Genomic DNA, 19,554 nt, shown 5'->3' on the forward strand with positions numbered 1-19,554 from the left:
ACCACTCATGTTGCGTTTCATTTTGAAGCGTCTCGCCATCCTGATTCCGACCTTCATCGGCGTCACGATGGTGGCCTTCGTCTTCATCCGCCTCCTGCCCGGCGATCCGGTGATCGTGATGGCGGGCGAGCACGGCATCTCGCCCGAACGCCATGCCGAAATGATGGCGCGGTTCGGCTTCGACAAGCCGATCTACGAGCAATACGGCATCTTCCTCTGGAACGTGCTGCACGGCGATCTCGGCAATTCCATCGTTTCCAAGAAGCCCGTGATCGAAGAGTTCGCCACCCTGTTCCCCGCGACGCTGGAACTGTCGATCTGCGCCATGGTGTTCGCGATCGGCATCGGCATTCCCGCGGGCGTGGTCGCGGCCGTGCGGCGCGGTTCGGTGTTCGACCACACCGTGATGGGAACCGCCCTCGTCGGCTATTCGATGCCGATCTTCTGGTGGGGCCTGCTCTTGATCATCCTGTTTTCCGGCATCCTGAAATGGACGCCGGTATCGGGCCGCATCGGGCTGCTCTATTTCTTCCCTCCGGTGACGGGCTTCATGCTGATCGACAGCCTGCTGTCCGGCCAGAAGGGCGCGTTCTCCTCCGCCGTGTCGCACCTCATCCTGCCCTCGATCGTGCTCGGCACCATTCCGCTGGCGGTGATCGCCCGGCAGACCCGGTCGGCGATGCTGGAAGTGCTGGGCGAGGACTATGTGCGCACGGCGCGCGCAAAGGGCCTGCCGCCCTCGCGCGTCGTCGGCCTGCACGCGCTGCGCAATGCCATGATCCCGGTCGTCACCACCATCGGCCTGCAGATCGGGATGCTGATGGCGGGCGCCATCCTGACGGAAACCATCTTTTCCTGGCCCGGCGTCGGCAAGTGGATGGTCGATTCCGTGTTTCGCCGCGACTACCCGGTCGTCCAGGGCGGATTGCTGCTGATCGCGGCGATCATCATGCTCGTCAACCTGATGGTCGACGTCGCCTACGGCTTCGTCAACCCGCGCATCCGGCACTGAGGGAGAGGGACATGACGGACACAGCCTCCCCCTCCACGCCCGCCGCGAACCGCGGCCATCCCCTGATGACGACCCTCGGCGAGGTCTGGGGCTCGTTCTCCGAGAACAAGGGCGCCGTCGCCGGCCTCATCGTGTTCGTGGCGCTGATCCTCATCGCGGTGTTTGCGCCGCTGATCGCGCCGCATGCCCCCGACATTCAGAACCGCGACGCGCTGCTGCTGCCGCCGGCCTGGGTGACCGGCGGATCGAGCGAATACCTGCTCGGAACCGACGCCGTGGGGCGCGACATGCTCTCGCGGCTGATCTTCGGCGCCCGCTATTCGCTGTTCATCGGCCTCGTGGTGGTGTCGCTATCGCTCGTCTCGGGCGTGGCGCTCGGACTGATCGCCGGCTTCCTCGGCGGCTGGGTCGACATCGTCATCATGCGGGTGATGGACGTCATCCTCGCCTTCCCGAGCCTGCTGCTGGCGCTGGTGCTGGTGGCGATCCTCGGCCCCGGCCTCGACAATGCGATGATCGCCATCGCGCTCGTGCTCCAGCCGCATTTCGTCCGCCTCACGCGCGGCTCGGTGCTGGCGGAGAAGGAGCGCGACTACGTGATCGCCGTCAGAACCGCCGGCGGCGGGCCGTTCCGCATCATGGTCAAGACCATCCTGCCGAACTGCGTGGCGCCGCTGATCGTGCAGGCGACGCTGTCGTTCTCCAACGCCATCCTGGAAGCCGCCGCGCTCGGCTTCCTCGGCATGGGCGCGCAGCCGCCGACGCCGGAATGGGGCACGATGCTGGCCGAGGCGCGCGAGTTCATCCTGCGGGCGTGGTGGGTGGTGACCTTCCCCGGCCTCGCGATTCTCATCACCGTGCTCGCCATCAACCTGATGGGCGACGGCCTGCGCGACGCGCTCGATCCCAAGCTGAAGAGGGGCTGACGATGACGGGCGAACCCATTCTCCGTATCGCCGACCTGACGGTCGAGTTCGCGACCCGGGCCGGTCCGTTCCGGGCCGTCGACCGCGTCTCGCTGGAGGTGCCGCTCGGCGAAGTCACCGCCATCGTGGGCGAATCCGGCTCCGGCAAGTCGGTGGCGATGCTCGCCGTCATGGGGCTGCTGCCACCCACGGCGACGGTGACCGCGCGCACGCTGTCGTTCGACGGCAAGGATCTGCGCACGATCTCGCGGCGCGAGCGGCGCCGGATCGTCGGGCGCGATATGGCGATGATCTTTCAGGAGCCGATGTCGAGCCTGAACCCGTGCTTCACCGTGGGCTTCCAGATCGCCGAGGTGCTGAAGACCCACACCCGGCTCGACCGTGCCGCGCGGCACCGGCGCTGCGTGGAACTTCTCGGCCTCGTCGGTATTCCGGACCCGGAGCGCCGGCTTTCGGCCTTCCCGCACCAGCTTTCCGGCGGCATGAGCCAGCGCGTGATGATCGCCATGGCGCTCGCGGGCGATCCCAAACTTCTGATCGCCGACGAGCCGACCACCGCGCTCGACGTGACGATCCAGGCGCAGATCCTCGATCTGCTGGCGCGCATCCAGCAGGAGACCGGCATGGCGCTGGTGCTCATTACGCATGACATGGGCGTGGTGGCGGAAACGGCGCATCGCGTCGTGGTGCAATATGCCGGGCAGCAGGTGGAGACTCAGGAGACCGCCGGGCTGTTCCGCGATCCGCACCACCCCTACACCGCCGCCATGCTCGCCGCCCTGCCCGAGCGGGCGACGGAACGGCGGCTGCCGGCGATCCCCGGCACCGTGCCGGGCGCGTTCGACCGGCCGAAGGGCTGCCTGTTCGAACCTCGGTGCGCCTTCGCCTTCGATGCCTGCCGCCGGGTGGAGCCGGAGCCGGCGAGCCCCGAACTCGGCCGCGCGCGCTGCCTGACCCCGCTCGTCCACGGCGTGCCGCTGCCGCCCACCGTTCCCGCCAGAAGCGAAGGAGTGCCGGCATGACCGCGCCGCTGCTCGAAGCCCGCAACCTCGCGCGCACCTATTCGGTGTCGCGCGGGCCATTCCGCCCCGCGGGCGTGGTGCACGCGCTCGCCGACGCGAGCTTCACGCTGGAGCCCGGCCGCACGCTGGCCGTGGTCGGCGAATCAGGTTCCGGCAAATCGACGCTGGCCCGCCTCGTCACCATGATCGAGCGGCCCTCCGCCGGCAGCCTGACGATCGACGGCATCGACATCGCCCGAGCGGACAGGGCCACGCTGAAGACGCTGCGCCGCGACGTGCAGATCGTGTTCCAGAACCCCTACGGCTCGCTCAATCCGCGGCAGACCATCGCCCAGCAGATCGCCGAGCCGCTGGAGATCAACACCGACATGAGCGCGGCCGACCGGCGCGCCGAGGCGGTGGCGATGCTGGCGAAGGTGGGGCTGCGGCCGGAACACGCCGACCGCTTCCCGCACATGTTCTCCGGCGGGCAGCGCCAGCGCATCGCCATCGCCCGCGCGGTCATCCTGAAGCCGCGCATCCTCGTGCTAGACGAACCGGTCTCGGCGCTCGACGTCTCGGTGCGCGCGCAGGTGCTGAACCTGCTCGCCGACCTGCAGGACGAACTCGGCCTCGCCTACCTGTTCGTCAGCCACGACCTCTCGGTGGTGCGCCACATCGCCGACGAGGTGCTGGTGATGTATCTCGGCCGCGCCGTGGAGCAGGGCGACAGCGAGGCGATCTTCTCCGCGCCGAAGCACCCCTATACCGAGGCGCTGCTGTCGGCGACGCCTTCGGCGGACCCGGAGCGGGTGCGCAATCGCATCGTGCTCAAGGGCGAACTGCCCTCGCCGTTCGCGCCGCCGTCCGGATGCGCCTTCAACCCGCGCTGCTGGAAGCGCGTCGAGCGCTGCGTCGCCGAGCGCCCGCCGCTGGCCGAGATCGCCGGTCGCAAGGCCGCGTGCTGGGTCGCCATGGCGGAAGCCGGGACCAACTCGCGCGAGGCGGCGGTCCCGGCCTGAACGTCGGTCTCCGGCGGCGGCTCACGCCGCCGGGGCCTGTCTGGGTTCGGCCTGCTTGGGCTCAGGCCAGTTTGGGGTGGGCCTGCTTGGGCTCACGCCGCCGCGGCCTGCGCCTTCGCCTTGCGGGCGAGATCGACCAGCGTCATGTGCAGCGCGTTCGGCGCGGTCGCGGGCTCGGGGAAGTCGAGGCGCGCGGTGCGCACGCCGTCGGCGGTCATCATGTCGATGCCGTAGGCGTCGGCGCCCGTCATGGTCCAGTCGCCCGCCTCGAGGCCGAGCAGCACCGTCGCATAGCGCGCGATGGCGTCGCGATGGTCCTCGTTCATGTGCGCCACGGCGCCGGCCTCGTTCTCGGCGAACACGCCGGCGAGCGCGGGATCGACGAGGACATCGGCCGGCGCGAGGGCGTTGATGCGCCCGAAGCCGGCGACGAGATGCGCCCGCTCCACATCGAGGCGCCAGAAGGCGAAGTCCTTGAAGGTGGCGTAGCCGGCGGCGGACGGATGGCGGGCGAGGAAGCGGCGACGGGCCAGTTCCACCCCCGCCTCCTCGACGGGACGCAGGTGCCCGAGCAGCGTGACGCGGGCGCCGGCGAGCGGATCGATTCGGGTGCCGTCGGTGACGAGCAGCGAGGCACGGGCGTCCGCGGCTGCGTTGCGGGTGTGCAGGGCGAGCGTCGAGATCAGCGTGACCGGCGTTCCATCCGGCAGGGTCGCGACCGAAGCGAGCGAGGCATAGGGCGTCCCGTCCTCCGTCGCCAACGTCGCCAGGCTGCCGTGGCGCGCGTTGCGAATCAGCGTCCGCGCCGCGAGAGCCGGGATGAAGGCGTCTTCCGTCATTGTACTATCCTGCCCCTGGAACCCGCCGGCCATGGCGGCATCGCCGCCCCCCGGCGTGTAAGAAATTGAATTCACTTCGCAATCCGACGCGGAGGCCGACATGGCGAACGTATCTTGCGCAAAAGCCGCAGGCGCGGCGGCGCATGGTCCCGCTTGCCGCCGACGGTCGATCCGGAAAGACAGGCGGGACGCCGGGTTATAGCCACAACTGCGAGGCATTTGCAAAACGAGAATTTACACGGCTTCCCGGGAAAAACCGTTTTGCCTGTCATATGATCTGGCAGGAATCGTGCTTGCACTGATCGGGGTTACACCCGGACAATCATCGCGGAACGGCATCGACGGTCCGGACGCCGACCGCACCTCCACTGGACCGACAGGCAGAGCGACATGACCAAGAACGCCATCGATGAGGACCAGGTCCGGGCGATCGCACACGCGATCTGGATCGAGGAAGGCATGCCCGACGGCCGGTCGGAAGCGCACTGGTTCCTCGCGGTCGAGCGCTTCACCGCCGACGCGGCGAAGCCCGCCAAGGCGCCGCGCGCCGCGAAGCCGGCCGCCGCCGAGAAGCCCGCAGCGAAGACGCCCGCTGCCAAGAAGCCCGCTGCGCGCGCCAAGGCCTCCCCGGCCGCGACGCCGGCTCTGACGGCCCCCGAAGCGCCCGCCGCCGCCGAGCCTGTCAAGGCCGAGCCCGAAGCCGTCGCCGCCAAAACGCCGGAGCCCGCCGTGACGAAGGCGCCCGCCAAGACCCGCCGGACCGCCAAGCCGAAAGCCTGATCCGCCGCCTTCGTGCCTCAAGGTCTCCCCGCGCGGACGTTCGGCCGCGCCGGGATGGCGCTCGCGGTTCGCGACGTGTCGGTCCTGCCGGCCGGCGCGATGAGACGCGCAGCGACGCAACGGTGCGCCGGACCTCGCCGAGCGGACGACCCGCCTTCCCGCCTCGCGTCAGGAACTGCCGGTCCGCCGGCCGCGCAGGCCAAGCCGGCCGTCTCACACCTCACGTCCGCCGCTCTCTCCCATCGTCGATCGTGTGACTTGCTGGAAGCACCCCCATCCCTGCCGGAAGCGACCCTCGTCTCTGCCGGAGCCGCGGGCTTTCCCGGCCGGACCGGGCATGACGGTCGGCGAAGCCCGTCGGCCTCGGTGGCGCAGGATGTCTTTCGTCGACGACGCCATGCCCGCGCCATGTCTTCCGTCGACAGGCCGCGGCATTTCTGGAACATAGGTTGGGGATGAGGCGTCGGTGCCCGCGGGTGCCGAAAGCCGGATGCGAACACCCAAGACGAGCCTGCAGCTTGCGAAAGAGGGATTTCACCATGCCGCTCACGACGACGTTCACCGCGACCGGGCACTTCCGTCGGTCCGCCGCCGCCACCGCGCGGGCGGAAGCCGGGAACGCCGCCCGCCCTCTGATGCCGCGCCTCGCCGCTGCGGCCGGCGTCGCGGCGCTCGCCTTTGCGTCCCTGATGGCGACGTCGCCGATCGCGGCCCGCGCCGACGACCTGCCGCTGGTCGCCGTGACGGCCATCGTCGAGCACCCGGCTCTCGATGCCGCCCGTGACGGCGTGCGCGATGCGCTGAAGGATGCCGGCTACGAGGACGGCAAGACGATCCGCTTCGTCTACGAATCCGCCCAGGGCAACCCGGCGACCGCCGTGCAGATCGCCCGCAAGTTCGTCGGGGAGAACCCGGCGGTGATCGTGCCGATCGCGACGCCCTCCGCCCAGGCCGTCGCGAGCGCGACGCAGGACATTCCGGTCGTGTTCACGGCGGTGTCCGATCCCGTCGGCGCCGGGCTGATCGAGAGCCTCGGCAAGCCGGGCGCCAACATCACCGGCGTCTCGGACTTCTCGCCGCTCGGCGATCAGGTCGCGCTCATCAAGCAGATCACGCCGAACGTGAAGACGGTCGGCATCATCTACAATCCCGGCGAGGCCAATTCGGTCGCGCTGGTCTCGGCCTTCAAGGGCGTGGCGGAGGATGCGGGGCTGAAGGTGGTGGAATCGACGGCCAACAACTCCTCGTCCGTGCAGCAGGCCGCCCGCGCCCTCGTCGGCAAGGTCGACGCCATCTACGTCCCGACCGACAACACCGTGGTCTCCGCGCTTGAATCGGCCGTGCAGGTCGCCCAGGAAGCGCAGATCCCGCTCTATGCCGGCGACACCGATTCCGTGCCGCGCGGCGCCATCGCCGCCGTCGGCTTCAACTATTACGATGTCGGCCGCCAGACCGGCGAGATGGTGGTGGAAGTGCTCGGCGGGCAGAAGCCCAGCAAGATCCCCGCGATCGTCGCCAAGGGCACCAATCTCGTGGTCAATCCCGGCGCCGCCGAGAAGTACGGCGTGACCATTCCGGCCGACGTCGTCGCCAAGGCGACCAAGGTGGTGCAGTAATCCGCGGACATCCGCGACGGGGCTGGCTGTTGCCAGTCCCTGCTCGCTCCCCGGACCTTGTCCGCTATCCAGACCCGGCCGCTCCCGCAGCGCCGGGTCTGTTCGTTTAGCCGGGAATGTGCTTTAGAACGGCTTGCGTCCGGGTCTCCGGCCCGGACGCGAGACGCCCTGTTCAAGCCCGTGTTCAAGCCTTTGAATCTGGAGCGTTTGCCCGTTCGCGGTTGAACCCGCGCGGCGGCGCGGCGCGACAGAGGCGCGATCCGGCCGATCCCGGGATCGACGGATTGCCGCGGACCGCAGCACCGTGCGGCCTGGAGCCTCCATGTCCCTGATTGCAATCCTCGGCAGTGTCGAGCTCGGCCTCGTCTATGCCTTCGTCGCCCTCGGTGTCTATTTCTCGTTCCGGGTGCTCGACTTTCCCGACCTGACCGTCGACGGCTCGTTCCCGCTCGGCGCGGCGACTTCCGCCGTGCTGATCCTGGCGGGCGTCAATCCCTGGCTCGCCACGCTGGCGGCGATGGCGGCGGCGGCGGCGGCGGGTCTCGTCACCGCATTCCTCAATATCCGCTTCAAGATCCTGAACCTGCTCGCCTCGATCCTGACGATGATCGCGCTGTTCTCGATCAATCTGCGCGTCATGGGCCGGCCGAACGTCGCGCTCATCAATGCCGAGACGGTGCTGACGCCGTTCCGCGGCCTGTTCGGCCTGCGCGATTACTGGGTGCGGCCGATGATGCTGGCCGTGCTGGTCGCCATCGCCGTGGTGCTGATCGCCCGGTTCCTCGCCAGCGATTTCGGCCTCGCGATGCGCGCCACCGGCGCCAACGCCCGCATGGCCCGCGCCCAGGGCGTTTCCACCGATGCCCACATCTATGTCGGCATGGCGCTGTCGAACGCCCTCGTCGGGCTCGCCGGCGCGCTGTTCGCGCAGATCAACGGCTTTGCCGACGTCACGGTCGGCGTGGGCACCATCGTCGTCGGCCTCGCGGCGGTGATCGTCGGCGAGACGCTCATTCCGACCCGCACGCTGTGGCTGGCGCTGACCGCCTGCGTGCTCGGCTCCGTCGTCTACCGCATCTGCATCCAGCTGGCGCTCTCCGCCGATTCCATCGGCCTCCAGGCCTCGGACCTCAACCTCGTGACCGCCGTGCTCGTCGCCGTCGCGCTGGTGCTGCCGCGCCTCAAAAAGTCCGGGAGGACCGCATGATCCGCGTCGAAGATCTCGGCATCACCTTCGGCCGCGGCACGCCGCTGGAGAAGCGCGCGCTCGACCATGTCGACCTCGCCATCGCCGACGGCACGTTCGTCACGGTGATCGGCTCGAACGGGGCCGGCAAGTCCACCCTGCTCGGCGCGCTCGCGGGCGACGTGCAGGCGACGCGCGGACGGGTGCTGATCGGCGACACCGACGTGACGCGCTGGTCGACGACCCGCCGCGCCGCGCTGGTCGCCCGCGTGTTCCAGGACCCCCTCGCCGGCTCCTGCGCCGATCTCACCATCGAGGAGAACATGGCGCTCGCCGCCGGCCGCGGCAGCCGGCGCGGCCTCGGCCACGCGCTGACGGGAGCCCGCCACGCCGCGTTCGTCGAACGCATCGCCTCGCTCGGCCTCGGGCTCGAAAACCGGCTGAAGGACCGCATGGGCCTTCTTTCCGGCGGCCAGCGTCAGGCGCTGTCGCTCGTCATGGCGACGCTCGCGCCTTCGAAGGTGCTGCTGCTCGACGAGCACACCGCCGCGCTCGATCCGCACATGGCCGATTTCGTGCTGGACCTCACCGCCCGCCTCGTCGCGGAGCATCGCCTGACGACGCTGATGGTGACGCATTCGATGAAGCAGGCGCTTTCCGTCGGCCAGCGCACGATCATGCTCCACGAGGGCAATATCGTGCTGGACGTGTCCGGCACGGAGCGCGCCGGGCTCGGCGTCGACGATCTCGTCGCGATGTTCCGCAAGGTGCGCGGCCAGGAGATCGAGGACGACGCCCTGCTGATGGACTGAGCCGCCGTGCGCTTCGCCACCCCGCTGATCGAAGGCCGCCTGGTCAGGCGCTACAAGCGCTTCCTCGCCGACGTCGCGTTCGAGGACGGCCGCGTCGAGACCGTGCATTGCCCCAATCCCGGCGCGATGACCGGGCTCGCGATCCCGGACGGGCGCGTGTTCGTGTCGCGCTCGCCCAACCTGAAGCGCAAGCTGCCGCTGACGCTGGAACTGGTGGAAGCGGACGGCGTGCTCGTCGGCATCAACACCGCGCACCCGAACGGGCTCGTCGCGGAGGCGATCGTGGACGGAACCATCGCCCCGCTCGCGGGCTATGCGCGGCTGCGCCGCGAGGTCGCCTACGGCGAGGCGAGCCGGGTCGACATCGTGCTCGAGGACGACGCCCGGCCGCGCGCCTATGTCGAGGTCAAGAACGTGCACCTGATGCGGCGGCCGGGACTGGCGGAATTTCCCGATTCGGTGACCGCGCGCGGCGCGCGCCACCTCGCGGAGCTCGCCGCCATGTGCGCGCTCGGCCACCGCGCCGTGATGGTGTTCCTGATCCAGCGGCCGGATGCGGAGCGTTTCGCCCTCGCCGCCGACATCGATCCGGCCTACGCGGCCGCCTTCGAGACCGCCCGCAAGGCGGGCGTGGAGGCGCTCGTTTACGGCTGCACCATCTCGACCGAGGCGATTTCCGTCACCGGCCCGGTCGCTTTCGCCTGAACAGGGCCCCACGGCCCAATTGGCGATTGCGAACGGCGATGAACTGGCGTTCAAAAGACCCTATATGTGGCGCAACGCTCGCAATGGACGCGCTTTCCTCCCAGCCGGGGCCCGCCGGTCAACCCGACGCCGGCCCCGTGGCGGTGCGACGCCCGCAAGGAACGGTACGATGGTGACATATGTGGATGGGGCGACCGCCCCGTTGAAGAACAACGGACAGATCCGGCTTTACGACGCGACCGCGTTCGACGGAATGCGCAAGGCGGGGCAGCTCACCGCGCGCTGCCTCGACGCACTCGACGACTTCGTCAAGCCGGGCGTGACCACCGACGCCATCGACGCCTTCGTCTACGATTTCGGCATCGCCAACGACGCGATCCCGGCGACCCTGTTCTACAAGGGCTATCGCCGCTCGACCTGCACCTCGATCAACCACGTCGTCTGCCACGGCATTCCCAACGAGAAGCCGCTGCGGGAAGGCGACATCGTCAATATCGACGTGACCTACATCGTCGACGGCTGGCACGGCGATTCGAGCCGGATGTATCCAGTCGGCGACGTCCGGCGCGCGGCCGAGCGCCTGATCGAGGTGACGCACGAATCGCTGATGCGCGGCATCGCCGCCGTGAAGCCCGGCGCCACCACCGGCGATATCGGCCACGCCATCCAGACCTATGTCGAGGCCGAGCGCTGCTCCGTGGTGCAGGATTTCTGCGGCCATGGCCTCGGCCGGCTGTTCCACGACGTGCCGAACATCCTGCACTACGGCCGGCCGGGCGAAGGCGTCGAACTGAAGCCCGGCATGCTGTTCACCATCGAGCCGATGGTCAATCTCGGCCGGCCGCATGTGAAGGTGCTGTCGGACGGCTGGACCGCCGTCACCCGCGACCGCTCCCTCTCCGCGCAGTGCGAGCACAGCATCGGGGTGACAGAGACCGGGTGCGAGATCTTCACCGCGTCGCCGGGCGGCCTGTTCACGCCCCGTTCGCTGCGCGGCTGAGACGCGGGAGAGCGCCGATGGCCGGAGACGACGCCGGACCCCCCGCCGGCCCGCCGGCCTCGGGCTTCGCCGACGCCACGCGAAAGATCGACCCGCGCAAGGGGGACGCGGAGGGGCACCGCGAGCGCTTGCGCGCGCGGTTCCAGACCACCGGCGCGGACGGCCTCGCCGACTACGAGCTGCTCGAAATCGTGCTGTTCCGCTCGATCCCCAGGCGCGACACGAAGCCGCTCGCCAAAAGGCTGATCCAGCGCTTCGGATCGTTCGCGGAAGTGCTGTCCGCTCCCCACGCACAATTGATCGAAGTAGAAGGCGTCGGGGATGCCACAGCGACGGACCTGAAAATCGTGCTCGCCGCGGCCCAGCGCCTGACGCGCGGCAAGGTCAGAGGCAGACCTGTCCTCTCATCGTGGAGCGAAGTTCTGGACTATTGCCGCGCGGCGATGGCTTTTGCTGAAAAGGAGCAGTTCCGGATCCTTTTCCTCGACAAGAAGAACGCGCTGATCGCCGATGAACTTCAACAGACCGGGACAGTCGATCATACGCCGGTCTATCCGCGGGAAGTCGTCAAACGAGCACTCGAACTCTCCGCAACCGCGCTGATCCTCGTCCACAACCACCCCTCCGGCGACCCCACGCCGTCGAGGGCAGATATTCAGATGACGCGACAGATCGCCGATATCGCCAAGCCTTTGGGCATTCTGGTGCACGATCATATTATTGTCGGGCGCGACGGTCACACCAGCATGAAGGCGCTCAAGTTTTTCTGAAATACTGTGATGCGGATCTCTTTTGAACACCAATGACCAAATTTTAGTCATTGGTCAGCTCTGAGGCAAAGCCCTTGCGGACGGCCCGGATTTGTCGATTAAATCGAATCCAGGGCGGCCAACAGAGCGAGCAGACTGGATGACGACGCAGGCCTTCGACGAGATGACCGCAATGGGGGCGGAAATCCGGCCGGGATACGAGCGTATCAAGGCGTGGCTCTCCGAGACCGATCAGGAACAGCTTCGCCTGCGGCAGAAGGAGGCGGAATTGCTGTTCCGCCGGATCGGCATCACCTTCAACGTCTATGGCGATGCCGATGCCGAGGAACGGCTGATCCCGTTCGACATCGTGCCGCGCGTCATCACCAAGACGGAATGGAAGAACCTGACGCTCGGCCTCGAGCAGCGCGTCAAGGCGCTGAACGCCTTCCTCTCCGACATCTACAACAAGGGCGAGATCATCAAGGCCGGCATCGTGCCGGAGGAACTCGTCTACAAGAATCCCTATTACCGGCCGGAAATGGTCGGCTTCCGCCCGCCCCAGAACGTCTATGTGCCGATCGCCGGCATCGACATCATCCGCGTCGATGCCGACACGTTCTACGTGCTGGAGGACAATGCGCGCACCCCGTCCGGCGTGTCGTACATGCTGGAAAACCGCGAGGTGATGCTGCGGCTGTTCCCCGAGCTCTGCGCCGAGAGCCGCGTCGCGCCGGTCGAGAACTATCCGGACGAACTTCTCGCCACGCTGCGCTCGATCGCCCCCGATTCGGCGCCGTCGTCGCCGACCATCGGCGTGCTGACGCCCGGTCCGTTCAACAGCGCCTATTACGAGCACACCTTCCTCGCCGACAAGCTCGGCGTGGACCTCGTCGAAGGCCGCGACCTGTTCGTGCGCGACAACATCGTCTACATGCGCACCACCGAAGGGCCGCGCCGCATCGACGTGCTCTATCGCCGCCTCGACGACGACTTTCTCGATCCCCTGGTGTTCCGCCCGGACTCCGCGCTCGGCGTGCCCGGCCTGATGGCCGCCTACCGCGCGGGCAACATCGCGCTCGCCAATGCCGTCGGCACCGGCGTGGCGGACGACAAGGCGGTCTACAGCTACATGCCGGAGATCGTGCGGTTCTATCTCGGCGAGGAAGCCATCCTGAAGAACGTGCCGACGTATCGCTGCCGCGAGCCCGAGGCGCTGGCCTACGTGCTCGACCATCTGGAAGAGCTGGTGGTGAAGGAGGTTTCCGGATCCGGCGGCTACGGCATGCTGATCGGCCCGCGGTCCGACAAGGAAACCATCGAGACCTTCCGCGCCAAGCTCAAGGCCAAGCCGGACGACTTCATCGCCCAGCCGACGCTGGCGCTTTCGACCTGCCCGACCTTCGTCGCCTCCGGCGTCGCCCCCCGTCACGTCGACCTGCGGCCGTTCGTGCTCTCGGGCGCCGACAAGGTGCGCATCGTTCCCGGCGGCCTGACGCGCGTCGCGCTGAAGGACGGATCGCTGGTCGTCAACTCCAGCCAGGGCGGCGGCACCAAGGACACCTGGGTCCTCAACGACTGACGTGTCCGGCGTGCGCGGCGGCCCCCATCGATGGTGGCCCGCGCCCGCCGCCGCCTTCCCTGCCTGAACGGTCCGCCGACCCCGCACGCGGCCGGACCCTCAACAATCACAATCCCAAACGGGAGCCCACCTTCCATGCTGAGCCGCACCGCAGAAACCCTGTACTGGCTCGCGCGCTATGTCGAACGCGCCGAAAACACCGCTCGAATCATAGACGCCGCGGCGCGCCTGTCCGCCATGCCGGCCGGCTATTCCGGCGACCACAACGAATGGGCCACGGCCGTCGCGGCCACGGGCATGTCGGACCTGTTCAACCGCCTCCACGGCGAGGCCAACCAGCAGACGGTCGTCGAGTTCCTCGGCTTTTCCACCGAGAACCCGTCCAGCATCCGCTCGTGCCTTGAGGTCGCCCGGGCCAACGCGCGCGCGGTGCGCACCGCGCTGACCATCGAGATGTGGGAGGCGATCAACGGCGCGTGGCTGGAGATGAAACGCTTCTCCAGCGATTCGATGACCCGCACGAAGCTGTCGGAGTTCCTGTCGTTCGTGAAGGAGGCCAACCTCCGGTTCGACGGCTCGGCCTATCGCACCATGCTGCGCGACGACGCCTTCGACTTCTTCCAGCTCGGCGTGTTCATCGAGCGGGCGGATGCGAGCGCGCGCATCCTGTTCGCAAAGCACGACTTCCTGGAGGACGACAGCGCCTCGCGCGGCACCGGTCACGACTATTTCCAGTGGACCGCGATCCTGCGCTCGGTCTCGGCGCAGACATCCTATCACTGGGTCTACCGCGACAGCGTCAAGCCGGAGCTGGTCGCCGACCTGCTGATCCTCAACCGGCGCATGCCGCGCTCGATCGCGAGCTGCTACGAGAACGTCACGCGGCGTCTCGACCTGCTGGCGCGCGCCTACGGCCGCCAGGGTCCGAGCCAGCGGCTCGCCTACGACATCTACGACCGTCTCAACGACAGCGAGATCCGCACCGTGATGCGCTCCGGACTGCGGAGCTTCCTGACCGAGTTCATCGAGGACAACAACAAGCTGGGCGAGGCGATCACAGAACAATATCTCGTCTGAGCGGTCGGACGGCGAGGGAGCCGCCGGGTATCCGAGCCTTCGGACACCCGGGCCCCCCCTTCCCCGACGTCCGAAGCAACCTTCCAGGCGGCTTGCCGGCCGGGACGATCTCCTTTCGGAGCCCCGGCCGATCTCCCGCCCGACTGTCGCGCATCCGCCGCCGGAGACCTCCCCAAGTCGCCGGACGGATGATTGCCAGCATGACGCCTGCCGGCGGAGTTCAACAATGCGGCTGCGGATCACCCACGAGACCGTCTATCGCTACGACAGCCCGATCGACCGGGCGATCGAGATCCTGCGGCTCACCCCCCAGAACCATCACGGCCAGTATGTCTCGGATTGGCGCGTCGACGTCTCGACCGATGGCCGGCTGACGCGGATCGAGGATCCGTTCGGCAACACCACCCATTCGCTGTCGTTCGAGGGGCCGGTGGAAACGCTCGTCATCCAGGCGGGCGGCGAGGTGGTGACGAACGACACCGCCGGCATCGTGCGGGGGCTGCGCGACAAGCTGCCTGCCGCCGTCTTCCTGCGGCCGACCGACTACACCGCCGCCGACGAGAAGGTCGCCGCCCTCGCCGCCGCGATGACGGCGGCGGCGAACGATCCGCTCGATCTCCTGCACCGGCTCAACATCGACATTCACCGCCGCATCAACCTCGCGCCGGCGATCCATGCCCCGGCGCGGCCCGCGACCGCAGTGATCGCCGATGTCGACGAGCCAGCGACCCCGCAGGATGTGGCGCACCTGTTCATCGCGGTCGCCCGCCACGCCGGCGTGCCCGCGCGATATGTTTCGGGCTACCTGCACCGGCCGGAAGCCTTCCGCGAGACGGATGCCGGGCATGCCTGGGCGGAAGCCTATGTGGACGGTCTCGGATGGATCGCCTTCGATCCCTGCCTGGGCATCTGCCCGATGGACGCGCACGTGCGGGTGGCCACGGGCCTCGATTCCATCGGCGCCGCGCCGATCCGCGGCGCGCGGGCCGGCGGCGGCATCGAATCCATCGCCGTCAACATCGTGGTGGAAGAGATCACCTACGGATTGTGACCGGTGTGCACCACCGCCCTGTCACATGTGCGGCTTTTGCGCCTTGCAACGCGGGAACCCTTGCGCCTTTTTCCGGTCGAAGGCAAAAGTCGCGAGGATTTGCGGGCTTTTTTCCTACGGTGAAACACGATGACATATTGCGTCGGCATCCTGGTGCGTGACGGGCTGGTCATGATCGCCGACACGAGGACGAATGCCGGCCTCGACAACATCGCCACCTACCGCAAGCTGCACGTCTTCGAGCGGCCGGGCGATCGCGTGGTCGCCATCGCCTCGTCCGGCAACCTCGCCATCACGCAGTCGGTGCTGAGCCTCGTCTCGGAAGGTCTCGAGAACCCGGAGACGGGCGAGATCGAGACGCTGATGGAGATGCCGACGCTGTTCCGCACGGCGCAGTTCGTCGGCCGCGCGATCCGGGAGGTCTACCGGATCGACGGGCGCGCGCTGGAGCAGAGCGCGAACAGCTTCGACGTCACCATGCTCGTCGGCGGCCAGATCGCAGGCGGGCGGCTGAGGATGTTCATGGTCTATCGGGCGGGCAACTTCATCGAGGCCACCGAGGACACGCCCTATCTGCAGATCGGCGAGCACAAATACGGCAAGCCGATCCTCGACCGCGCCGCGACCTACGACACGACGCTGCAGGACGCGCTGAAGCTCGGGCTGATCTCGATGGATTCCACCATGCGCTCGAACCTGAGCGTGGGTCTGCCCATCGACACGCTGATGGTGCGCCGCGACGCAATCCGCTCGAGCCTGCGCCACCGCATCGATTCCTACGATCCCTATTTCCGCGACCTGCGCGACCGCTGGTCCCGCGCGCTGCGCGACGCGCACCTGGCGATTCCCGAGCCGCCTTACGGTGAGGTGTGAGGAATCGGGCGTAAGCGTTTATGAGAAATGAGAAAGCCGTCGGCCCGAATGAGCCGGCGGCTTTTTTTCATCCGGGATGCGGCCGGCCGTTATTGACGGCTGCCGGCCTCGACGGCGGCCACCGCGATCATGTTCAGGACGCCGCGGGTGGTGGCGGAGCTCGACAGGATATGAGCCGGGCGCGCCGTGCCCATCAGCATCGGGCCGACATGCAGGCCGGAAGCGACTTCCTTCAACAGCGTCAGCGCGATGTTGGCGGCGTCGAGGTTCGGGAACATCAGCAGGTTCGCGGCCCCGGACAGGCGCGAGCGCGGCATCGCGAGGTCCCGAACGAGCCGGGACAGCGCCGAATCGCCCTGCATCTCGCCATCGACGTGGAGGTCCGGCTGGTCTTCGAGAATGAGGCCGAGCGCCTCGCGCATCTTGCGCGGGGATTCGCCGTCGCTGGTGCCGAAATTGGAATGGGACAAGAGCGCGACGGCGGGCTCGACGCCGAACTGGCGCACGTGCCGCACGGCCAGTTTCGTCATCTCCGCGATCGCCGGCGCGGACGGGTCTTCCTGCACCGAGGTGTCGGCGAGGAAGTAGGCGCCCTCGGACAACAGCAGCAGCGACAAGGTCGACAGCGCGGACACGCCCGGCGCCAGCCCGACGACCTGGCTGATGTCGCGCAGATGCCGCTTGAAGCGGCCATCGAGGCCGCAGAGCATGGCATCCGCCTCGCCACGCCGCAGCGCCAGCGCGCCGATCACGGTCGAGTTGGTGCGCACCATGGTGCGCGCCGCATCCGGCGTGATGCCCCTGCGGCCGACGAGGCTGAAATAGAGGTCGACATAATCGCGGTAGCGCGGATCGTCGAGCGGGTTGATCAGCTCGAAATCGACCCCGGGCCTGATCTTCAGGCGGAAGCGCTCCAGCCGCGATTCCACCACCGACGGACGGCCGACCAGGATCGGCCGCGCGATGCCGTCCTCGACCGCGATCTGCACCGCGCGCAGCACGCGCTCGTCCTCGCCCTCGCACAGCACGACGCGCTTGGCGATCTGCTTGGCCTTGGCGATGATCGGCTTCATCAGGAGGCCGGAGCGGAACACGAAGCGGTTCAACCCGTCGAGATAGGCTTCCCAGTCGGTGATCGGACGGGTCGCGACACCCGTCTCCATCGCCGCGCGGGCGACCGCCGGAGCGATGTGCAGCACGAGGCGCTGGTCGAAGGGCGACGGGATCAGGCGCTCCGGACCGAACGGCTTGCTGTCGTCGGCATCGATCGGCGGTTCCTGGGCGAGCTTGGCGATGGCCTCGACGGCGGCGAGCTTCATCGCCTCGTTGATGGCGGTCGCCGAGACGTCGAGCGCGCCGCGGAAGATATAGGGGAAGCAGAGGACGTTGTTGACCTGGTTGGGGAAATCCGACCGGCCGGTGCAGACCATGGCATCCGACCGAACCGCGGCGGCCGCATCGGGCATGATCTCGGGATTGGGATTTGCGAGCGCGAGGATCAGCGGATTGGGCGCCATGCGCGCGACCATCTCCGGCTTCAGCACGCCGCCGGCCGAGACGCCGAGGAAGATGTCGGCGTCGTCGATGACCTCCGCCAGCGTGCGCTTGTCGGTCTCCTGGGCGTAAGGCTCCTTCCAGCGGTCCATCAGCACGGGGCGGCCCTTGTAGACCACGCCTTCGAGATCGCTGACCCAGATATTGCGCGGATTGGCGCCGAGCGAGACCAGAAGGTTGAGGCAGGCGATCGCCGCCGCTCCGGCGCCGGAGGCGACGATCTTCACGTCCTCGATGCGCTTGCCGGCGATCTCCATGGCGTTCCGCACGGCGGCGCCGACGATGATCGCGGTGCCGTGCTGGTCGTCGTGAAAGACCGGAATCCGCATCCGCTCGCGCAGCTTGGCCTCGATGTCGAAGCACTCCGGCGCCTTGATGTCTTCGAGATTGATGCCGCCGAAGGTCGGCTCCAGCGCCGCGACAACGTCGACGAAGCGGTCGACGTCGCGTTCCTCGACCTCGATGTCGAACACGTCGATGCCGGCGAACTTCTTGAACAGGACGGCCTTGCCTTCCATCACGGGCTTGGAGGCCAGCGGCCCGATGGCGCCGAGACCGAGCACGGCGGTGCCGTTGGAGACCACCGCGACGAGGTTGCCGCGCGAGGTGTAGTCGGCTGCGGCGGCCGGGTCCTTTGCGATGGCAAGGCAGGGAAAGGCGACGCCGGGCGAATAGGCCAGCGCCAGATCGCGCGGGTTGCCGAGCGGCTTGGTGGCGCGGATCTCAAGCTTACCGGGGCGCGGAAACCGGTGATAATAAAGCGCACCGTCTTCCAGATTGGCCGCGTTGCTCTTCCGCTCTTCGGACATGCCACTCTCCTCCGAGGCCAACGCCTCCGGCTCTCCCGGGGCGAACGCCTCCGGCTATTGTGAAGGCCAAGGCCTCCGCACGCTTCATAGCGCCGCGGCGACCGTCCTGCCAACGCCGAACGGCGATGCCGGCCGCGAAGCATGGTCGCAACGATGCACGGCAGCGCCGGAAAACGCGCGCCGTCCTCCGGGTGGCGCTTGCACGCGAGGGCGATTTCGGGTCCGCTCTGTCCGCCGCCAGCGGGCCTAACCGGCCGTTGCGCAGGCGGCAGGCGCCGGACAGCCGGCGAACCACCGGAGCCCTTGCATGACCCGCATCGACGAAAGCCGCCCCTTCATCCCGATCCGCTTCGCCGTGCTGACGGTCTCCGACAGCCGCTCGCTGGCGGACGACAAGTCCGGCACGACGCTCGCGGAGCGCATCCGGGATGCCGGCCACCAGCTTGCCGACCGCGACCTCGTCACCGACGACATCGAGGCCATCCGCAGCCGCGTCTCGGCGTGGATCGCGAACCCCGATGTGGACGTGGTGATCACGACCGGCGGCACCGGGTTCACCGGCCGCGACGTGACGCCGGACGCCGTCGAACCGCTGTTCGAGAAGCGCATGGACGGGTTTTCCACCCTTTTCCACCGGCTTTCTTTCGATGCGATCGGCACCTCGACCATCCAGTCGCGCGCGACGGCGGGGCTCGCGGGAACGACGTTCGTGTTCTGCCTTCCGGGCTCGCCGGGCGCCTGCCGCGACGCCTGGGACGGCATCCTGAAATGGCAGTTCGACTACCGCCTGCGACCCTGCAATTTCGTCGAGATCATGCCCCGGCTGGACGAGCACCTGCGCCGCGGCAAGGCACGGGAGGCCTAGGACGCGCGCGGGCACCTGCCCTGCTGCGTCTGAACATCAGAATATCGGTCTATTTAGCTGATATTACTGTCTTTATTTCGGGAATGCGCCCCTTA

18 protein-coding genes are annotated in these 19,554 nt (G+C 68.0%); 16 read left to right on the forward strand and 2 right to left on the reverse strand.

The window, feature by feature from the left end:
* The first annotated feature begins 7 nt into the window (after positions 1-7).
* Genes BUF17_RS02710 through BUF17_RS02725 form a run of 4 tightly spaced genes read left to right on the forward strand, consistent with a single transcriptional unit; the run spans position 8 to position 3,961 of the window.
* Complete coding sequence (locus tag BUF17_RS02710) at positions 8-1,012, forward strand: ABC transporter permease subunit (protein ID WP_073625629.1); 1,005 nt, start codon at positions 8-10, stop codon at positions 1,010-1,012.
* Between the two features lie 11 nt (positions 1,013-1,023).
* On the forward strand, positions 1,024-1,938 hold the full coding sequence (locus tag BUF17_RS02715; protein ID WP_073625630.1) for an ABC transporter permease subunit: 915 nt from the start codon (positions 1,024-1,026) through the stop codon (positions 1,936-1,938).
* Between the two features lie 2 nt (positions 1,939-1,940).
* Positions 1,941-2,960: an ABC transporter ATP-binding protein gene (locus BUF17_RS02720; RefSeq protein WP_073625631.1), complete on the forward strand. Its 1,020-nt coding sequence runs from the start codon at positions 1,941-1,943 to the stop codon at positions 2,958-2,960.
* Positions 2,957-3,961: a dipeptide ABC transporter ATP-binding protein gene (locus tag BUF17_RS02725; RefSeq protein ID WP_073625632.1), complete on the forward strand. Its 1,005-nt coding sequence runs from the start codon at positions 2,957-2,959 to the stop codon at positions 3,959-3,961. The genes BUF17_RS02720 and BUF17_RS02725 overlap by 4 nt, the downstream gene beginning before the upstream one ends.
* A gap of 92 nt (positions 3,962-4,053) precedes the next feature.
* Here the strand turns inward: BUF17_RS02725 and BUF17_RS02730 are convergent, their stop codons facing one another.
* Positions 4,054-4,800 carry a HugZ family pyridoxamine 5'-phosphate oxidase gene (locus BUF17_RS02730; protein WP_073625633.1) on the reverse strand — a complete coding sequence of 249 codons (747 nt, stop codon included), beginning with the start codon at positions 4,798-4,800 and terminating at the stop codon, positions 4,054-4,056.
* A 390-nt stretch (positions 4,801-5,190) separates the two neighbouring features.
* Between BUF17_RS02730 and BUF17_RS02735 the strand changes: the two genes are divergently transcribed.
* The 11 genes from BUF17_RS02735 (at position 5,191) to BUF17_RS02785 (ending at position 16,231) form a co-directional block, all read left to right on the forward strand.
* Positions 5,191-5,580 carry a DUF2934 domain-containing protein gene (locus tag BUF17_RS02735; protein ID WP_073625634.1) on the forward strand — a complete coding sequence of 130 codons (390 nt, stop codon included), beginning with the start codon at positions 5,191-5,193 and terminating at the stop codon, positions 5,578-5,580.
* A 635-nt stretch (positions 5,581-6,215) separates the two neighbouring features.
* Complete coding sequence (locus BUF17_RS02740; protein ID WP_073626012.1) at positions 6,216-7,196, forward strand: ABC transporter substrate-binding protein; 981 nt, start codon at positions 6,216-6,218, stop codon at positions 7,194-7,196.
* 322 nt (positions 7,197-7,518) lie between these two features.
* Positions 7,519-8,403 carry an ABC transporter permease gene (locus tag BUF17_RS02745; protein WP_073625635.1) on the forward strand — a complete coding sequence of 295 codons (885 nt, stop codon included), beginning with the start codon at positions 7,519-7,521 and terminating at the stop codon, positions 8,401-8,403.
* Positions 8,400-9,194 carry an ABC transporter ATP-binding protein gene (locus tag BUF17_RS02750; RefSeq protein WP_073625636.1) on the forward strand — a complete coding sequence of 265 codons (795 nt, stop codon included), beginning with the start codon at positions 8,400-8,402 and terminating at the stop codon, positions 9,192-9,194. Before BUF17_RS02745 ends, BUF17_RS02750 begins: the two co-directional genes overlap by 4 nt.
* A gap of 6 nt (positions 9,195-9,200) precedes the next feature.
* Positions 9,201-9,899 carry a DNA/RNA nuclease SfsA gene (gene sfsA, locus BUF17_RS02755; RefSeq protein ID WP_073625637.1) on the forward strand — a complete coding sequence of 233 codons (699 nt, stop codon included), beginning with the start codon at positions 9,201-9,203 and terminating at the stop codon, positions 9,897-9,899.
* Between the two features lie 169 nt (positions 9,900-10,068).
* Entirely contained in the window at positions 10,069-10,899 is an 831-nt protein-coding gene (map, locus tag BUF17_RS02760) for a type I methionyl aminopeptidase (protein WP_073625638.1), read from the forward strand.
* Between the two features lie 17 nt (positions 10,900-10,916).
* A complete protein-coding gene (gene radC / locus BUF17_RS02765; RefSeq protein ID WP_139282379.1) occupies positions 10,917-11,669 on the forward strand; it encodes a RadC family protein in 753 nt (250 codons plus the stop codon).
* Positions 11,670-11,808: 139 nt separating this feature from the next.
* Positions 11,809-13,230: a circularly permuted type 2 ATP-grasp protein gene (locus BUF17_RS02770; protein WP_073625639.1), complete on the forward strand. Its 1,422-nt coding sequence runs from the start codon at positions 11,809-11,811 to the stop codon at positions 13,228-13,230.
* Positions 13,231-13,365: 135 nt separating this feature from the next.
* Positions 13,366-14,307, forward strand: coding sequence for an alpha-E domain-containing protein (locus BUF17_RS02775; RefSeq protein ID WP_073625640.1), 942 nt, complete (start codon positions 13,366-13,368; stop codon positions 14,305-14,307).
* A gap of 226 nt (positions 14,308-14,533) precedes the next feature.
* On the forward strand, positions 14,534-15,358 hold the full coding sequence (locus BUF17_RS02780; protein WP_073625641.1) for a transglutaminase family protein: 825 nt from the start codon (positions 14,534-14,536) through the stop codon (positions 15,356-15,358).
* Between the two features lie 129 nt (positions 15,359-15,487).
* Positions 15,488-16,231: a proteasome-type protease gene (locus BUF17_RS02785; protein WP_073625642.1), complete on the forward strand. Its 744-nt coding sequence runs from the start codon at positions 15,488-15,490 to the stop codon at positions 16,229-16,231.
* A gap of 89 nt (positions 16,232-16,320) precedes the next feature.
* Here BUF17_RS02785 and BUF17_RS02790 read toward each other — a convergent pair whose 3' ends face one another.
* On the reverse strand, positions 16,321-18,594 hold the full coding sequence (locus BUF17_RS02790) for an NADP-dependent malic enzyme (RefSeq protein ID WP_073625643.1): 2,274 nt from the start codon (positions 18,592-18,594) through the stop codon (positions 16,321-16,323).
* 307 nt (positions 18,595-18,901) lie between these two features.
* On the opposite strand from BUF17_RS02790, the gene moaB reads away from it, so the two are divergent.
* Positions 18,902-19,459 carry a molybdenum cofactor biosynthesis protein B gene (moaB, locus tag BUF17_RS02795; protein WP_073625644.1) on the forward strand — a complete coding sequence of 186 codons (558 nt, stop codon included), beginning with the start codon at positions 18,902-18,904 and terminating at the stop codon, positions 19,457-19,459.
* Positions 19,460-19,554 lie beyond the last annotated feature (95 nt).

This window comes from Pseudoxanthobacter soli DSM 19599 (assembly GCF_900148505.1).
GTDB classification, from domain to species: Bacteria; Pseudomonadota; Alphaproteobacteria; order Rhizobiales; family Segnochrobactraceae; genus Pseudoxanthobacter; species Pseudoxanthobacter soli.

What these genes read in the sequence shown, in the direction of transcription:
- BUF17_RS02725 (WP_073625632.1), top strand. Translation starts at nt 2,957, where the DNA reads ATGACCGCGCCGCTGCTCGAAGCCCGCAACCTCGCGCGCACCTATTCG.
- radC (WP_139282379.1), top strand. Translation starts at nt 10,917, where the DNA reads ATGGCCGGAGACGACGCCGGACCCCCCGCCGGCCCGCCGGCCTCGGGC.
- BUF17_RS02790 (WP_073625643.1), bottom strand. Translation starts at nt 18,594, where the DNA reads ATGTCCGAAGAGCGGAAGAGCAACGCGGCCAATCTGGAAGACGGTGCG.
- BUF17_RS02780 (WP_073625641.1), top strand. Translation starts at nt 14,534, where the DNA reads ATGCGGCTGCGGATCACCCACGAGACCGTCTATCGCTACGACAGCCCG.
- BUF17_RS02715 (WP_073625630.1), top strand. Translation starts at nt 1,024, where the DNA reads ATGACGGACACAGCCTCCCCCTCCACGCCCGCCGCGAACCGCGGCCAT.
- BUF17_RS02735 (WP_073625634.1), top strand. Translation starts at nt 5,191, where the DNA reads ATGACCAAGAACGCCATCGATGAGGACCAGGTCCGGGCGATCGCACAC.
- moaB (WP_073625644.1), top strand. Translation starts at nt 18,902, where the DNA reads ATGACCCGCATCGACGAAAGCCGCCCCTTCATCCCGATCCGCTTCGCC.
- BUF17_RS02720 (WP_073625631.1), top strand. Translation starts at nt 1,941, where the DNA reads ATGACGGGCGAACCCATTCTCCGTATCGCCGACCTGACGGTCGAGTTC.
- BUF17_RS02740 (WP_073626012.1), top strand. Translation starts at nt 6,216, where the DNA reads ATGCCGCGCCTCGCCGCTGCGGCCGGCGTCGCGGCGCTCGCCTTTGCG.
- BUF17_RS02770 (WP_073625639.1), top strand. Translation starts at nt 11,809, where the DNA reads ATGACGACGCAGGCCTTCGACGAGATGACCGCAATGGGGGCGGAAATC.
- BUF17_RS02710 (WP_073625629.1), top strand. Translation starts at nt 8, where the DNA reads ATGTTGCGTTTCATTTTGAAGCGTCTCGCCATCCTGATTCCGACCTTC.
- map (WP_073625638.1), top strand. Translation starts at nt 10,069, where the DNA reads ATGGTGACATATGTGGATGGGGCGACCGCCCCGTTGAAGAACAACGGA.
- BUF17_RS02785 (WP_073625642.1), top strand. Translation starts at nt 15,488, where the DNA reads ATGACATATTGCGTCGGCATCCTGGTGCGTGACGGGCTGGTCATGATC.
- BUF17_RS02775 (WP_073625640.1), top strand. Translation starts at nt 13,366, where the DNA reads ATGCTGAGCCGCACCGCAGAAACCCTGTACTGGCTCGCGCGCTATGTC.
- BUF17_RS02730 (WP_073625633.1), bottom strand. Translation starts at nt 4,800, where the DNA reads ATGACGGAAGACGCCTTCATCCCGGCTCTCGCGGCGCGGACGCTGATT.
- BUF17_RS02750 (WP_073625636.1), top strand. Translation starts at nt 8,400, where the DNA reads ATGATCCGCGTCGAAGATCTCGGCATCACCTTCGGCCGCGGCACGCCG.
- BUF17_RS02745 (WP_073625635.1), top strand. Translation starts at nt 7,519, where the DNA reads ATGTCCCTGATTGCAATCCTCGGCAGTGTCGAGCTCGGCCTCGTCTAT.